The following is a 15,718-nucleotide window of genomic DNA, read 5'->3' as shown; positions in this document are numbered from 1 at the left end:
CCGCCATGCGGCCCGCTTGCACCAGGATGGCTTGCCCACCCTGGTGCGCATCAGCAATGATCAGCGGTCCTGTTCGCCCTGCGGGTTATCGCGTTGCGATTGCTGACCCATGCGGTCTTTATCCGCCGGGTTCTCCTTGTCAGTCATGCTGTCTTCCTGCCGACCGCCCTTGCTTCCGGTATCGCGGCCCCAGTCTTTGTTCATTTTGTCCTCGGGCTTCTGCCCCGGCTGGTTCTGACCTTGTTGCTGGTGGTTGGGCATGCCACCGCCCGAGCCTTGACCACCCTGCTGGCCGGTACCCGCCGTGTTGTTCCCGGCGCCTGCACTGGCATTGCCCTGGTTGGCGCCCTTGTCTTGGTTATTAGCCATGATCGCTTACCTCAAGTCAGACACAGAAAGGCCTGTGTGTTCGTACGACTGCGGCTTGCCTGACGTGGATGTATTTATTCACAGCCTTTCGGATGAGCGATACCAAATGCAGGGGCCTGATACTGAGCTGCGCTAAATACCGATATGCCACAGCATCCGGAATGAGCCGGCATCCTGATGAATGGGGATGCCTCGGCCAGGAAAATTGGCACAATTCATCTGTTTAAGCTGATCTGTGGCGCTGCATGGCATATCCTTATGCCTCGCAATCAACTTCGAAGCAGTGAATTGAACAATGGGTTTTGAACAACTAGCTGAGCTACGTGACCGTCTGCGGGCGGAAAAAGTGCAGGAAAAGGCCGATAGCCCGAAACAACCCAAGCGCAAGTCCCCGCCACAGGCAAAGCCTCGTGAGCAGGACCCGGCGGTGGCAGCGATCTGGCCATTGCAAAAGCACTTTCCATTGGCCTTCCCTGTCAATCCGGCCCCCAAGGTTCCGCTCAAAGAGGGCATTTTCAAGGATGCCGAGCAGCACCTTGAGCTGCTCGGCATCACCCGTGAACAGCTCAAGCTGGGCATTTCTACCTGGTGCCGGGGTACCCGGTACTGGGCAAGCATGGTGGAGAATGCGCCGCGCCTGGACTTGAATGGTCAAGTCGCTGGCACAGTGACAGCGACTCAGGCGATCCATGCCAAGCAACAAGCTGCGCGGCATCGCAGCCAGGAACGTCGCAATCGTGCTAAGGCAAAAGCGCCTGTTGCGGCCCCCGCCGCCGAGATCACGGCGGCGCAGACTCCGGACTGAATTCAATCGCGCTCCCACAGGAAGGTCATCAGCCACCGAGGCCTGCGCTATACCTGTGGGAGCCGGGCTCGCCGGCTCCGGGTGCCTGCTTCGGACACACGGCGGAAGGGCTTCAGCGCAATCAGCCCCGATCTGTCTTGTCATTTGCCAAGGGTTCGGGCAGGGTCGATACCACTGACATCTCTGCCTAGGAGTCGCCCATGTCTACGCTTTATCCCAGTAATGATCCTGAGGGGCTGATCGAGTACTCGGTGGTCTACACCGACCGCTCGCTCAATCACATGTCACAAACCTTTCAAGGCGTGATGCGGAACATTTCCAGCACGCTGAAACAGGTCTATGGCGCCCAGGCTGTTGCGGTAGTGCCGGGCAGCGGTACATTCGGCATGGAATCGGTAGCGCGACAGTTTGCCACCGCTCAGCAATGCCTGGTGATACGCAACGGCTGGTTCAGTTATCGCTGGAGCCAGATCCTTGATATGGGCAACATCCCGGCGGCCACCACGGTGCTCAAAGCCCGCCCGGTCGACACAGGGCACCAGGCTGCCTACGCGCCCCCGCCGCTGGAGGAAGTGCTGGCAAGCATCCAGGCGCACAAGCCTCAGATCGTCTTCGCCCCCCACGTTGAAACCTCATCCGGGATCATCCTGCCCGACGATTACCTGCGGGCCGTCGGTGACGCCGTGCATGCGGTGGGTGGCCTGTTCGTGCTGGACTGCATCGCCTCTGGCACGCTGTGGGTTGATATGGAAAAGTGCGCAGTCGACCTGCTGATCAGTGCACCGCAAAAAGGCTGGAGCGCTTCCCCTTGCTGCGCCTTGGTGATGCTCAGCGCCTTGGCCCTGGAGCGCATCGAGCACACGCAGAGCAGCAGCTTTGCCTGCGACCTGAAGAAGTGGCTGCAGATCATGCAGGCCTACGAACAGGGCGGACATGCCTACCATGCAACCATGCCCAGCGATTCGCTTGCCCGGTTCAACGACGTGTTGAACGAGATGCAAGCCTACGGTTTCGACAAGGTGCGCAGCGAACAACAGGCGCTGGGTGATCGGGTGCGCGCCATGTTGACCGCCAAAGGTATCAAGAGCGTGGCCGCAGCCGGCTTTCAGGCCCCAGGCGTCGTGGTGAGCTATACCGATGATGCCGACATCAAGACCGGCAAGAAATTTGCCGATCACGGCCTGCAGATTGCGGCCGGCGTACCGTTGCAATGCGACGAGCCAGCCGACTTCCAGACCTTCCGCATCGGTCTGTTCGGGCTCGAAAAACTGCACAATATCGAGCGTACGGTCAGCACCCTGGAGCAGGCAATCGATGAAGTGATGACGGACTGAGCCGTCATCCCATTACAGCAAGGTCGGGCGCGTTACCCGTGAAACGGGCAGCGCGCTGATGCCACGGGTGGACAACTCATCAGTTATCCAGTTGATCCTTGATGATCTTGCCGTCATGGGGATCGACCTGGAATTCGTACTGTTTGCCGTCAGCTTTCATCCCCTCACCTTCCCAATGCCCATCATCGGCCTCGATCTTGGTGATCTGCGTGTAGCCGGCACCTTTGAGGGTGGCTTCGGCCTGATCCTTGTTCACCTTCCAGTCAGCGCCCGGCTGATCTGCCCATGCGGTAGTGCTTGCCAATGCGCCAGCCATGGCCAGGCCGGTGAGCAGTCGAGTCATCGCTTTCATCGCTAACATCCTTTTTCATGAGGTTAAACGCTCTGACTGGCGCGCCAATGCCACCGTTCAGTTTTTTTCGATTGCAGCCGCGCTCAGCGGTCACACGGTGTGGCCACCTGCATCGGTCAACGCCCGTAACCGCTAGCGGGCTCCTCCCCAAAAGCTTTGGTCGTGGTGGTAATCAGCGCCAGTAAGGGCATTCCGTTCGTCAGTACCGACGCACAATTGGCTGCACGCGCAGGACGAAGGAGAAGTGACCAACGCAAAGAGGTGATTGCGCATGAACATCATCAAGCCCCATTCATTGCTGCTCGCCCTGTGCCTCGGTGCCAGCACACCGTTGGTGTTGGCAGCCACCGACATGAACGACCAACGCGCCCCTGGGGCGCAGACACAGGACAACGGCCCGTTGGGTGGCACTGGCTCCGGCACGCCTGGGGATGGCATGGGAACCGGGTCTGGCGGTACGGGTACCAATGGCACCGACAATACCGGGGGTGACGGCACCGACAACGGCTCGGGCACGGGCACAGGCGCCGGTAACGGTACGGGTGGCGCCGCAGGGAGCGGCACTGGCCCGGGCCCCGGCAGCGGAGGCTCGGGCGGTTCCGGTTCCGGCGCTGGCGCTGGCGGTAGTGGCGGTGGTTCAGGCGGTTGACCCAACCCATCCAAGTCTGCGTGCGAGCAGCTCAAACTCCGAAAGCTAGCGAGCGCCCTGTGGGTGCGGGCATGCCCGCCCTCATAGAACAACGTATTGAGTTGGCTTCAACTTGTGGGAGCGGGCTTGCCCCGCGAACACCGGCAAAGCCGGTGCCATACACAGCGTTGCCTGCTTCGCGGGACAAGCCCGCTCCCACACCAGCCATTGTTCTCTGCGTGACAGCGCAGCCCACAGGGGATGAGTAGCCTCCCACAGGGACTGTACAAGCTTCGAGACAAGGCACGGGCGGTTTTTGGCCAGTTCCGCTGAACGTTTGCACAGCCGGCCCGGTCGCACCACAGAGATGCAGTCAAGTGCAAGACCGACCGTGAGGACCTCCCATGAGCGCAACAGCCCCCGAGGGTGTCGTAGAACACCCCATCCACCTGACCCTGAATGGTCAGCCTCGATCACTGCAGGTGCAGCCCTGGACCACATTGCTCGACCTGCTGCGTGAGCAGCTAGACCTGATAGGCACCAAAAAGGGCTGCGACCATGGCCAGTGCGGGGCCTGCACCGTGTTGCGCGACGGCAAACGTATCAACGCCTGCCTCACGCTGGCCATCATGTGCGACGGGGCCGAACTGGTGACCATCGAAGGACTGGCCAGCGACGGTGAACTTCACCCACTGCAGCGCGCCTTCATTCGCCATGATGCGTTCCAATGCGGCTATTGCACACCAGGGCAGATCTGCTCCGCAGTCGGTCTTGTACACGAAGGGCATGCCGACTCCCGTGAGGCCATTCGCGAGCAGATGAGCGGTAACCTCTGCCGCTGTGGTGCCTACGGCAACATTGTCGCCGCAGTAGAGGAAGCCATGCCGTTGATGAAGGACGTGCCCCGGCAGCAAGGCAGGACGACCCCATGACGCCATTCAGTTACCACAAGCCCGCATCAGTCAGCGAAGCCATCAACCTGGCAGATGCCAGCTCGCGCTTCATTGCCGGCGGTACCAACCTCGTCGACCTGATGAAGGAAAACGTGGTCCGCCCCAACCGCCTGATCGACATCTCCGGCCTTGGGCTGAACGGCATTCGGGCCACCTCCGACGGCGGCGTGCTGATCGGTGCGTTGGTGAGCAATGCCGACCTCGCCTGGGACCCGATCATCCAACAGCATTATCCGCTGCTGTCCGAAGCCATTCTGGCCGGGGCATCGCCTCAGTTGCGGAACATGGCCAGCACCGGCGGCAACCTGCTGCAACGCACCCGTTGTTACTACTTCTACGACACCGGCACACCCTGCAACAAGCGCGAACCGGGCAGCGGCTGCCCCGCGCGTACGGGCTTGAACCGTATCCATGCGATTCTCGGCGCCAGCGATGCCTGCGTCGCCACCCACCCCTCGGACATGTGCGTGGCGTTGGCGGCGCTCGAAGCGGTAGTACATGTACAGGGGCCTGCCGCTGAACGCCAGATACCCTTCGCGGCCTTCCACCGCCTGCCCGGCGATGCCCCGGAGCGCGACAATCAACTGGCAACTGATGAACTGGTGGTCGCCATCGAGTTGCCGCCCCCTGCATTCGAACAGCATTACCGTTATCTGAAGATCCGCGACCGCGCCTCCTATGCGTTCGCGCTGGTGTCCGTCGCCGCGGCCTTGAACCTTGATGGCGGCGTGATCCAGCAGGCTCGACTGGCGCTAGGTGGCGTTGCCCACAAGCCTTGGCGGGACACGGCGGTAGAAGGGATGCTGGCCGGCCAGGCGCCTTCGCAAGCGCTTTTCACCCAGGCCGCGCACACCGTGCTGCAAGGGGCCCAACCCCTGAGCCACAACGGTTTCAAGGTAGCACTCGCGCAGCGTGCAATCGTTCGGGCATTGAGCGAGGCAGTGCTCGGTGCCTCAGCCAGAGGGGCAAGACCATGATCGACACCACACCCATTGTCGGCACGCCCCTGGACCGCGTGGACGGCGTCGCCAAGGTCACCGGGCAGGCGCGCTACGCAGGTGAATACCCTCAAGCCGGGCTGCTACACGGCAGCGTCGTGTGCAGTACTATCGCCCGTGGTCGAGTGCTCGCCATCGACAGTACACAGGCAATGCGCGTGCCCGGGGTCATCGCTGTGCTGGACCATGGCCATCGGCCGCACATTTCCAGTTATGACGACGATTACAGTGACGCCGACTCGGCCGAGGGGTCGCCGTTTCGCCCCTTGTTCAACGACCGCGTGCTTTATAGCGGCCAACCGTTGGCCCTGGTGGTCGCCCACACCCTCGAACTGGCGCGGTACGCAGGTTCGCTGATCAGAATCGACTATGCCGAGCAGGCCCACCAGACAGACCTGGGTGCTACCCGGCAGTCGCATGAGGCCCCCGCCGAAACACCGGCACCACGTGGCGATTTTGCCGGGCAGTTTGCCGCCGCCCCGGTGCGGGTAGATGCCACCTACCTGACGGCCAACGAGCATCACAACCCGATGGAGCCGCATGCTTCCACCGTGCACTACAAGGCCGACGGCAGCCTCGAAATCCACGACAAGACCCAAGGCACGCAAAATTGCCAGGACTACCTGCACAAAGTGTTTGGCCTGCCCAAGGCCAACATACGCGTGCACGCGGCGTTCGTGGGTGGCGCCTTCGGCTCGGGCTTGCGCCCGCAGTACCAGTTACCGCTGGCCGTGATGGCGGCGCTGCATTTACAACGCTCGGTGCGCGTCACACTGACCCGCCAGCAGATGTTCACCTTCGGCTACCGGCCCCGTACCGAGCAGCGCCTGCGCCTGGGTGCGGACGCAAGCGGGCGGTTGCTGGCGATCGCCCACGATGCGCTGGGCCAGACATCACGCTTCGAGGACTTTACCGAACACCTGGTCGAATGGAGCGGCATGCTCTACCAGTGTGACAACGTTGCGCTCAGCTATCACTTGGCGCCGCTCGATGTCTTTACCCCACTGGACATGCGCGCCCCCGGGGCCGCGTCAGGCATGATCGCCCTCGAATGCGCCATGGATGAGCTCGCCTGTGCAGCGCAGATCGACCCGCTCGACCTGCGCCGGCGCAACTTCGCCGCTAACAATGGCAACGAGGGCAAGCCCTACTCCAGCAAGGAGCTGCTGGCGTGCTACCAGCAAGGTGCCGAGCGTTTCGGCTGGCATAACCGCGACCCGCAACCGCGCAGCATGCGCAATGGCCACCAGCTGATCGGCTGGGGAATGGCTGGCGGCGTCTGGGAGGCCCTGCAAATGAAGGCCAGCGCCAAGGCGCACATCGACGCCCAAGGGCGCCTGACCGTCAGCAGCGCCACCACCGATATCGGTACCGGCACCTACACCGTCATGACCCAGATAGCAGCGGATGCGGTGGGCGCCAGGGTTCAGGATGTCACCTTCCTGCTGGGGGACTCCTCCCTGCCGACAGCACCGCTACAGGGTGGCTCTTTCACCGTATCGTCGGTGGGCTCGGCCGTGCGCCAGGCCTGCCTGGTGCTGCGCAGCAAGCTGCTGGAACATGCGCGCAAGTCGTACCCTGAAGTGGCCAGCACCCCGACAGAGCAGATTGTCTTCGCCGATGGCTACCTGCATGCGGGCAACCATCGCCTGGCCCTGGCCGAGATCGTCGCCAGCACCCCGGGGCGAAATGTTGAAGCGCAGATAGAAGCCGAGCCAGGTGCCAAACGCCAACCCTTCTCCACCGCCACACATTCGGCGGTTTTTGTGGAGGTGCATGTTGACGAAGACCTTGGCGCGATCAAGGTCACCCGTGTGGTCAGCGCCGTGGCAGCAGGACGGGTAGTCAACCCGAAAACCGCGCGTAGCCAGATTCTGGGGGGCGTGGTGTGGGGCGTGGGCATGGCCCTGCACGAAGAAGCATTGACCGATCACCAGTTGGGCCGCATCGTCAACCACAACCTGGCGGAGTATCACATTCCGGTGAACGCCGACAGCGGCGATATCGAGGTGATTTTCGTTGAAGAGAACGATGACATCGTCAACGAGCTGGGCTCCAAGGGGGTGGGCGAGATCGGCGTGGTCGGGGTGGCAGCAGCAGTGGCGAACGCTGTCTACCATGCCACTGGCAAGCGTGTGAGAGCGTTTCCGATCACCCTCGACAAGGTGCTGTAAACGGGCAGCTCAGCGCCTTTGCAAGCAGGCCTCGGTAACCAGCGCGTCGCCCGGGGCCGCTGCGATTGCGGTGTTTCATTTTCCCCGGCAGGGCGCTCATTTGCAGCGTTACGCGGCGCGCTTGAACGCGGTAGAAATCAACTCCTCGTTTTACCGTGCTCATCGATCGCAAACTCATGCCCGGTGGGCCGCGTCGGTGCCTGAGCACTTTCGTTTTTCCGTCAAGTTACCCAACGCCATCACCCATGAGCACCGCTTGCAAGGCTGTGCGGGCCTGCTCGAGCCGTTTCTCGATGAGTGCGGGCATCGCTTGGTCCTCACTCTCTTGGTCGAGGCTCGGGTACCGCGACAGGTTCACGCGCAGCACACCGGCGGTCACCTTGCGCCACTGAAGCCCTCGACCTGAACTTTACAGCGCCCCACGCATTCCCCTGCTTACTCGATGCCTTTGTCCACAACGAAGGTTGAACGCTAGCTGACACACTTCAAAAGGGGTTCTGCACCATGATTGATCAAGCGACAGGCATGAAACCAGGCGAACGCTACTGCGTGGAGAACATCGAACGCGCCCATCAATTTCCCGGTTTCTTTCAGGACGGCAAATATTACCTGGGCCCGGAACTGCTGACTGCAGTCGGCTGGCTCGAAGGCACCAGATTCATCTATGACAGCCTGGATGCGGAGGGCGAGCCCGTGTACGCTGACAGGGTAGCGGGCACTGTCGAGGGCCTGAAACTGGTGCTGGTCGACGGCACCGCCCTTGAACTCTCGATGATAGAAGCCAGCGCCACCCTTGCGCCTGCGCCAGAGGACTTCACGCCACCCCAGGCTGCCGAGCCTGCCCCGCCGGCCGCCGCTGTATCAACACAAGGCCCGTTGCGCGGCAAGGTCGTGGTCATCACTGGCGCTTCAAGTGGCATAGGCAGGGCCGCTGCGCATGCCTTTGCCTGCAAAGGCGCTCGGCTGGTGCTTGCTGCGCGAGATGAGGAAGCGTTGTTCGATGTGCTGGACGAGTGCACTGATTGCGGTACGGACGCCGTAGCAATCGCTACCGATGTCAGCCGCAGCGATCAGGTGCAGGCGCTGGCCGCGCAGGCTGCCGAATTTGGCCATGGGCGAATCGATATCTGGGTCAATAACGCTGGCGTCGGCGCGGTCGGCAATTTTGAGGACACGCCACTGGAGGCGCACGAGCAAGTCATCCAAACCGACCTGATCGGTTACCTTCGTGGCGCCTACGTCGCCCTTCCCTATTTCAAGGCGCAGCGCAGCGGCATCCTGATCAACACGTTGTCACTCGGAAGCTGGATCGCGCAACCCTATGCAGCGGCCTATTCGGCGAGCAAATTCGGCCTGCGTGGCCTGACCGACGCCCTGCGCGGAGAACTGACGGCGTTCCCCGACATTCATGTCTGCGATATCTATCCTGCGGTCATGGACACCCCTGGTTTCAGGGATGGTGGCAACTACACTGGCCACACGCTGACGCCCCCCGGGCCAGTCTATGACCCGGAGTGGGTGGCCAAGGCCATGGTGGCTTGCGCCATCTCCCCGCGCGCGCGCACTACGGTCGGGGCAACCGCTCGCCTTGCACACTTGGCCAGCTACCTCGTGCCGGGGCTACCGCTGCTTTCAGGATGGCTGACCCGTTGGGGCTTGAGCCGTAGCCCAAGCGCCGCAACATCACCGGGGAACCTGTTTGAACCACCGAGTGACCGGCGCAGTGTGGACGGTGGCTGGAGAGCCCGAAAAGACAAGACACTGGTGTTGGTGAGCGCCGCCGTGCTCGGCGCCATTGCCGGGTTTGCGATCACTCACTTGCAGCGCCAGCGCCGCCGAAGCGTTGACCGCTGAGCATCGAAGACAAAGGGCTTGAAGCGCCCTCATGACGTCCGCTGCTTCCACGCTTCGTATCGGGCAAGCAGCGGCTGAACGCTCAACCCATGCAGCAGTATGCTCAACGCCACCACTGACAACACCAGGTTGGTGCTCTGGGCCGCATGACCAGGAGGCAGCCCGTGGTTAAGGGCGTAGAAGAGGTAGTAAAAACTCCCGATACCCCGGATGCCAAACCATCCAAGCAGCCCACGTTCTCGAATACCCAGCATCCCCCGAATCGGAAACAGCAAAATGCTCAAGGGACGAATCACCAGAAACAGTGCTCCGCCGACCAGCAATGCCCGCCAGTCCCAATGCTCCATCAACACCACCCCGAGCAAGGTCACGAGAAAAACCTCCATTGCCCGCTCGATCAAGCTGCCGAAGGCCAGCATGTCCCCGAGCATGATCCCTGCTGCAACCTGGGAATCGTCCAGCCCGCGAACATCACCTTTGACGGCCTGTTCCGGCGCCACATGCTGGTGGCCCACTACCGGCTGCACCAGATGTTCGGCAGCCGGCTGCCCAGGGCTGCTGGAGGTACTGGCCTCCGCCTGGCGCAAGCCCAGCCCAGCGGCGAATACCGCGAGAAACCCATAGGCCTGGATCGTTTCGGCAAACACATAGGCCAGCGCGATCAGTGCCAAGGCCAGGTAATCGTTGGGCGATACAGTGCTGTCGTCGTTGCGCAGGCGCAGGAACAGAGTGAGTTTGCCCAGCCCGCGCCCCATCCAGTAGCCAAGCAGCAGACCCGCACTCACTGCCCAGAGCATGTCCTTGATCAACCAGTCGCCGAGCCAGGCATGCCCGCTGTTCTGTTGCAACAACAGCCCAAGGATGACGAAGGGAAAGGCCACTCCGTCGTTCAGGCCAGCCTCACCGGACAAGCTGAAGCGCACAGGATCATCGTCCTGGGCATCAGCCACCTGCACCAGTGTTGCAAGCACGGGATCTGTGGGTGCAAGAATTGCCCCGATCAGTACTGCAATACCCCATTCAAGGTCCAGGCCGTAGTGCAATAGCAGCGTGACGCCACCTATGCAGAGCATCATCACAGGCCCCGCCAGGTAAAACGCGCTCCCCCATCGGCGGTCGTGCAAGGGCAAGCGCAGTTTCAAGCCGCTGAAGAACAGCGAAAACAACACCGCCACCTCGGTCAGGTGCTCCATCCATCCCTTGGAACCGCTGACATCCAGGTGGAGAAGACCCAACCCGGACGCTCCCAGGCCGATGCCCAAGACCAGACAAACCACCGAGGAAGTCACCGGAATCCAGCGTAAATAGGAGGAAGAGAGCGCCAGCAGCAGCAAGACTGCGCCCAGCATGGCGAACCAGACGATGAAGGTCATCTGCGCAGCAGCCTTGGTAAAGTGCTCGATGATGGTTTGACGTTCAGTGGCGACGGGTCGTTCAGCTGCGATAACCGATTCCCTGTAAACAACCTGTGGAAGCGGGCTTGCGCCCGAAGCAGGCTGCGCGGTGGTTGGCACGGGCTACGCCCGTGTTCGCGGGGCAAGCCCGCTCCCACATGGACCGCATTGCGTGCAACTCATGCGCCGTACCTGTGGGAGCGGGCTTGCCCCGCGAACCCCGGCGCAGCCGGGGCCATATTGACCGGCCTTATGCAGGCAGTTGCTGCAAAGTGCACCTCATGTCGCATGACCCAGTGCCCGGCGTATCTTGACGAGCAGCTCGCTGATCTGGAACGGCTTGATCAGTAGGTCCATCCCGCTGCCCAGGAACGCCTGGCGGTCCAGAGCGGTTTCCGCGTAGCCCGTCATGAACAGTACCGGCAGACCTGGCCGGTAGATCCGCGCCATATCGGCCAGCTCGCGGCCGCTTATGCCTGGCAGGCCAACGTCGGTCAGCAACAACTGAATGCCGCTATCTCCACGCAGATGATCGAGTGCCTGCTCGATGGTTTGGGCCAGGATGCAACGATATCCTGCATCGGTCAGTACTTCTGCCACTGACAGGCGCACCGACGCCATGTCCTCGACCACCAGCACATATTCACCGGCCCCTTGCTGGTCGACTTGCGGCCTGTGCGCCTCGCAAGCCTCCTGCTCGTCGCTGGCAGGCAACATCAGGGTGACTTCGGTGCCCACCCCCGGCGCGCTGTGGATCGACACGTGCCCGCCCGACTGGCGGGCAAAACCGTAGATGGTCGATAGCCCAAGACCGGTACCTTGTCCTACCGGCTTGGTAGTAAAAAATGGATCGAAGACCTTTTCCAGCAGCTCCGGCGCGATACCACAGCCATCATCGCGCACCGTCACCGCCACGTAAGGGCCATCGCGCAGGTTGGGGTCGCCGAGTGAGAAGGTCGCCGCCGTATTCACCCAGATATGCCCGCCCTTGGCCAAGGCGTCGCGGGCGTTGATCACCAGGTTGAGTACCGCGCTCTCCAGCTGGATCGGGTCGACCAGCGCGGTGGTGGGCTCGCGTGACAGCTGCAGTTGCAGCACGATTCGCTCACCAATGGTGCGATTGATCAGTTCCTCCAGTGAACGAACCCGCTCGTTGATGTCCACTGGCCGCGTGTCCAGAGGTTGCTGCCGTGCGAAGGCGAGCAGACGGTGAGTCAGCGAGGCGGCGCTCATGGCAGAGGTCAAGGCCGCGTCGGCGTAGGCAGGGACCTTTTCGGTCCGGTTCTCTGCTACCCGTTTGCGGATCAGCTCCAGGCTGGTGATGATGCCGGTCAACAGGTTGTTGAAGTCATGGGCAATACCGCCTGTCAGGCTGCCCAGCGCATCCATCTTCTGCAGCTGCAACAGTTGCGCCTCGGTCTGCTCACGCTGGGCCGTCTCCCGCGCCAACTGGGTGTTGGCGTCCTCCAGTCGCGCCAGATGCGAGCGCTCGCGGTGGCGATGCTCGGTGACGTCCTCGACAAACACCAGGCACAATCCCGGCTTCCGGTAGGGCGATAGCTGCCATTCGGTATCCCGGGGCATGCCGCCAACGTGCATGGCTAACGTGCCACGCCAGCGCTGCCCCGCAAGCAGGTGCTGACGCAAATCGGCGATGGCGGTCTGCTGGTCATCGGCGAAGCATTCCTGCAACGCATCGGGGTTGCGATTATCCTGGATCAACTGCTCGAAGGCATGGTTGCATTCATGCACCTTCAGCCCTGCATCAACCACGGCGATCGGGGCTGACACATTGGTGAAGATTTCCCGAAAACGGGCCTCGCTTTCCCGCAAGGCCCGTTCGGTGTCCCTCACCCGTAGCAGGGTGCCGAGGGTGGCCACCAGCACATCAGCGTCCACAGGGTGTACCAGATAAGCGTCCGCGCCTGCATCGAGCCCGGTAATGATGTCACCCCTCTGGATCGACGCTGCCGATACATGGATCACCGGCAGCAAGGCCGTTTCCGGCCTGGCACGCAGCAGCCGGACGATGTCGAAGCCGCTCATGTCCGGCAGGTTGACATCCAGGATCAGCGCATCGAACTGCCCGCTGCCGATCAACGCCAGCCCCTCGCCACCGGTGCCTGCCTCCGTCACCGTGTACCCATGCAGTGCCAGGCGGCGGCGCAGCGCATAGCGTGTGGTAACGTTGTCGTCGACGATCAGCAGGCGGATGTCAGCGTTCATCAGCGCTCTCCGGGGCCAGCGCCATCGGCAGGATGACAAAAAAACACGACCCGCTGCCAGGCGTGCTTTCCACCCCTACCTTGCCGCCCAGCAGCGCGGCAAAACGCTTGCACAGCGACAGCCCCAGCCCAGTGCCGCGCAAGCGCTTCTGCAGCGGCGAATCGACCTGGGCAAAGTCTTCGAACAAGCTGCCGAGCAGCTCAGGGGCGATACCGATACCTGTATCGCTCACGGCAAAACGGACCTGGTCAGTACCCAGAAGTTGCGCCGACACGCGTACTTCGCCGCGGGTGGTGAACTTCAAGGCGTTGGAGATGAAGTTGCGAAGGATCTGCGCCAGCTTCTTGTCATCCGTGTACATCTTCGGCAGGCCCTGGGGCTCTTCGAAGATCAAATCCACCGCGCCGGTGTCGACGATCGGGCGGAACATGCCGCGCAAGGCCGCGAACAGGTCGAGCATATCGAACCAGGCCGGCGATATGGTGATGCGGCCGGCCTCGATCTTGGCAAGGTCCAGCAGGTCGTCGACCATGTCGCCCAGCTCACGCGTTGCGGTATTGATAAACGCCACCTGCAACTGCTGCTCCTTGCTCAACGGCCCGTCCACCTCGTCGGCGAGCAGGCTGGTGATGCTCAGGATCGAACCCAGCGGCGTGCGGAACTCGTGGCTCATGTAGGACAGAAAGCGGCTTTTCAGGTCCGACGCCTGGCGCAGCTGCTCAGCCTGGCTGTCCAGCTCGGCATACAGTGCCAGCACCCCTTGGTTGGTGTCCTCCAGTTCAGCGCACAACGCCTGGTTTTCGGCCTGCAAGCGGGCGATCAGGTCGGCCTGCTCGACGCTGTTGTTCGATGAGGGTTCAGCCATGCACAGTCTCCAGGTCGATGACCAACACCGTCACATCATCCCGCCCACGGCAGAAATCGCGATGCAATATGGCAGCGATGACCGCCGGGTGGCGGTGAACAAGCCCGGGGTAGGTTTGCAGATTCCAACGGGACTGCAGGCCGTCACTGAACATGATCAACAGATTTCCTTTCACGTGAGCGTAGTCGAACACCTGGCCCTTGCGGTATTGCCCGCCGACGATGCCCGGGTGTGAGGCAAGGCCGCGAGGCCGGTCTGTACCGACCAGGGTTGCGCCGATATTGCCAATACCGATAAACGACAGGCGGTCACCCGCGCCGTCGTACTGGGCAATGGCAGCCGCACCGCCACGGGTTCCGGCCATGGCATGGTGCATTTCGCCAAGCACGTGCTCCGGCGCGCTGAATGGCGCCAAAGCAAAAGCCTGGATACCCGCCTTGGCCGCACGCTCGGCCTCTTCGCCATGGCCGAGGCCATCGATCATCACGGCGCTGAAACGCTGCTCGGCAAGCGTCACGTGCCAACTGTCTCCGCAGGCGGGGTCATCGTGCAGCGAATGCTGGGACACGCCGATGCGTATATCCCCGGCCGTATGCTCTTGCCGGTAAATACGCGCGAGTACCACAGCGCCTTTCGCGTCGGCGTGCACGTCAAACACTTGTGCCAGCCGGCTGACCGCCCCTAGCCCGATGCCCTGGGTACCGCCGGTGGAATAACCATCAGCCAGGCAACTGGCCAGGTCGAACCCCTGGGCACGGTCCACCGCCACCAGCTCCATACCCGGGTGGGCGCCATGCGCAAGCACGCGAAGGTGCAATTCGCCACGCTCGGCGTGCTTGAGCACATTGCTGGCAAGCTCGGTGGCAACAATAGCTGCCCGGCCAGCGTCGGCGGCAGAGAAACCCAGCTGCTCGGCCAGCTTCTGGACCACACGCCGGGCATGGCCGACCTGGCTGGCCTCATCAATGTGCAGCACCTGCGTCAAACTCGCTGCCAGGTTCAGGCCCATCGGGTGATCGTTACCCGGGTGCCTTGCCCGGGAGTGGTGTCCAGATCAAATTCGTCTACCAGCCGGCGAGCGCCGGTCAAGCCCAGGCCAAGCCCGCCACCCGACGTCCAGCCATCGGTGAGGGCCAGTTTGACATCGGCGATGCCCGGCCCCTCGTCACGAAACAACAGGCGCAGGCCTACGCGCCCGGCTTCTTCGATGACCGCCCAGTCCATATCCCCGCCCCCCCCGTATACCACGGTGTTGCGTGCCAGCTCACTGACAGCCGTGACCAGTTTGGTCAGGTCGACCAGCCGCATGCCGCAGTCGGTGGCGAGCTTGCGGGTCAGTTGCCGGGCCAGTACCACGTCCTGCTCCACGCGCACCGGCTGGCTGCCACTCTGGCGGATGCTCATGAGTGGCCTACCCGCTGCCGCAACAGATGCATGCCGCGGTCGACATTCAATGCCGTGCTTACCCCGGGCAAGGTCAGGCCAAGCTCCACGAGGGTGATGGCCACCGCAGGTTGCATGCCGACCAGCACGGTCTCGGCATCCATTATCCGCGAAAGGCCAGAAATACTGGCGATCATGCGGCCAATGAACGAATCGACCATATCCAGCGCGGAAATATCGATCAGCACGCCGCGGGCCGAAGTATGGTCTAAACGCTCAGTAAGATCGTCCTGCAGGCGCAGCGCCAGTTGGTCGTGCATGTCGACCTGGATGGTTACCAGCAGGAATTCACCCATTTGCAGAATGGGAATACGCTCCATCGC

General features: G+C 62.3%; 15 protein-coding genes and 1 pseudogene. 8 read left to right on the top strand and 8 right to left on the bottom strand.

The features are described 5' to 3' along the window. Window positions 1-60: 60 nt before the first annotated feature. Window positions 61-369: a hypothetical protein gene (locus OZ911_RS11590; protein WP_016486248.1), complete on the bottom strand. Its 309-nt coding sequence runs from the start codon at window positions 367-369 to the stop codon at window positions 61-63. Window positions 370-664: 295 nt separating this feature from the next. Here OZ911_RS11590 and OZ911_RS11585 point away from each other — a divergent pair, with 295 nt between their 5' ends. Continuing rightward, window positions 665-1,174 (top strand): ProQ/FinO family protein, encoded by a 510-nt coding sequence (locus OZ911_RS11585; RefSeq protein WP_016486247.1) that lies wholly within the window; start codon window positions 665-667, stop codon window positions 1,172-1,174. Between the two features lie 200 nt (window positions 1,175-1,374). Next, a complete protein-coding gene (locus OZ911_RS11580; protein ID WP_023049283.1) occupies window positions 1,375-2,508 on the top strand; it encodes a pyridoxal-phosphate-dependent aminotransferase family protein in 1,134 nt (377 codons plus the stop codon). A 79-nt stretch (window positions 2,509-2,587) separates the two neighbouring features. Here the strand turns inward: OZ911_RS11580 and OZ911_RS11575 are convergent, their stop codons facing one another. Next, a complete protein-coding gene (locus OZ911_RS11575; RefSeq protein ID WP_023049284.1) occupies window positions 2,588-2,860 on the bottom strand; it encodes a PepSY domain-containing protein in 273 nt (90 codons plus the stop codon). Between the two features lie 271 nt (window positions 2,861-3,131). Here OZ911_RS11575 and OZ911_RS11570 point away from each other — a divergent pair, with 271 nt between their 5' ends. From OZ911_RS11570 to OZ911_RS11545, 6 genes and pseudogenes are all read left to right on the top strand, one after another. Continuing rightward, on the top strand, window positions 3,132-3,509 hold the full coding sequence (locus tag OZ911_RS11570; protein ID WP_070086338.1) for a hypothetical protein: 378 nt from the start codon (window positions 3,132-3,134) through the stop codon (window positions 3,507-3,509). 383 nt (window positions 3,510-3,892) lie between these two features. Continuing rightward, a complete protein-coding gene (locus OZ911_RS11565; RefSeq protein ID WP_060516717.1) occupies window positions 3,893-4,420 on the top strand; it encodes a (2Fe-2S)-binding protein in 528 nt (175 codons plus the stop codon). Next, window positions 4,417-5,418: an FAD binding domain-containing protein gene (locus OZ911_RS11560; protein WP_016486242.1), complete on the top strand. Its 1,002-nt coding sequence runs from the start codon at window positions 4,417-4,419 to the stop codon at window positions 5,416-5,418. The genes OZ911_RS11565 and OZ911_RS11560 overlap by 4 nt, the downstream gene beginning before the upstream one ends. After that, window positions 5,415-7,613 (top strand): xanthine dehydrogenase family protein molybdopterin-binding subunit, encoded by a 2,199-nt coding sequence (locus OZ911_RS11555; protein ID WP_023048983.1) that lies wholly within the window; start codon window positions 5,415-5,417, stop codon window positions 7,611-7,613. The genes OZ911_RS11560 and OZ911_RS11555 overlap by 4 nt, the downstream gene beginning before the upstream one ends. 64 nt (window positions 7,614-7,677) lie before the next feature. Then, a pseudogene (locus OZ911_RS11550) lies at window positions 7,678-7,914 on the top strand (DUF72 domain-containing protein); the annotation flags it as partial. Between the two features lie 203 nt (window positions 7,915-8,117). Next, the gene (locus tag OZ911_RS11545) at window positions 8,118-9,467 is read left to right on the top strand and encodes an SDR family oxidoreductase (protein WP_031312415.1); all 1,350 of its coding nucleotides are present in this window, start codon (window positions 8,118-8,120) and stop codon (window positions 9,465-9,467) included. 29 nt (window positions 9,468-9,496) lie between these two features. Here the strand turns inward: OZ911_RS11545 and OZ911_RS11540 are convergent, their stop codons facing one another. From OZ911_RS11540 to OZ911_RS11515, 6 genes are all read right to left on the bottom strand, one after another. Beyond that, a complete protein-coding gene (locus tag OZ911_RS11540; protein ID WP_023048986.1) occupies window positions 9,497-10,840 on the bottom strand; it encodes a cation:proton antiporter in 1,344 nt (447 codons plus the stop codon). A 300-nt stretch (window positions 10,841-11,140) separates the two neighbouring features. Further along, window positions 11,141-13,087: a PAS domain-containing hybrid sensor histidine kinase/response regulator gene (locus tag OZ911_RS11535; RefSeq protein ID WP_023047031.1), complete on the bottom strand. Its 1,947-nt coding sequence runs from the start codon at window positions 13,085-13,087 to the stop codon at window positions 11,141-11,143. Beyond that, entirely contained in the window at window positions 13,077-13,952 is an 876-nt protein-coding gene (locus tag OZ911_RS11530; protein ID WP_016486236.1) for a sensor histidine kinase, read from the bottom strand. Before OZ911_RS11530 ends, OZ911_RS11535 begins: the two co-directional genes overlap by 11 nt. Next, window positions 13,945-14,961 (bottom strand): ATP-binding protein, encoded by a 1,017-nt coding sequence (locus OZ911_RS11525; RefSeq protein ID WP_016486235.1) that lies wholly within the window; start codon window positions 14,959-14,961, stop codon window positions 13,945-13,947. The genes OZ911_RS11530 and OZ911_RS11525 overlap by 8 nt, the downstream gene beginning before the upstream one ends. Next, window positions 14,952-15,356: an anti-sigma regulatory factor gene (locus tag OZ911_RS11520; protein WP_016486234.1), complete on the bottom strand. Its 405-nt coding sequence runs from the start codon at window positions 15,354-15,356 to the stop codon at window positions 14,952-14,954. Before OZ911_RS11520 ends, OZ911_RS11525 begins: the two co-directional genes overlap by 10 nt. Then, the gene (locus OZ911_RS11515; RefSeq protein WP_016486233.1) at window positions 15,353-15,715 is read right to left on the bottom strand and encodes an STAS domain-containing protein; all 363 of its coding nucleotides are present in this window, start codon (window positions 15,713-15,715) and stop codon (window positions 15,353-15,355) included. Before OZ911_RS11515 ends, OZ911_RS11520 begins: the two co-directional genes overlap by 4 nt. Between the last annotated feature and the right edge of the window lie 3 nt (window positions 15,716-15,718).

This window comes from Pseudomonas fortuita (genome assembly GCF_026898135.2).
In the GTDB taxonomy this organism is placed as follows: domain Bacteria; phylum Pseudomonadota; class Gammaproteobacteria; order Pseudomonadales; family Pseudomonadaceae; genus Aquipseudomonas; species Aquipseudomonas fortuita.
The sequence above is the reverse complement of the archived record's forward strand: the minus strand, read 5'-3'. Positions and strand labels throughout refer to the sequence as shown.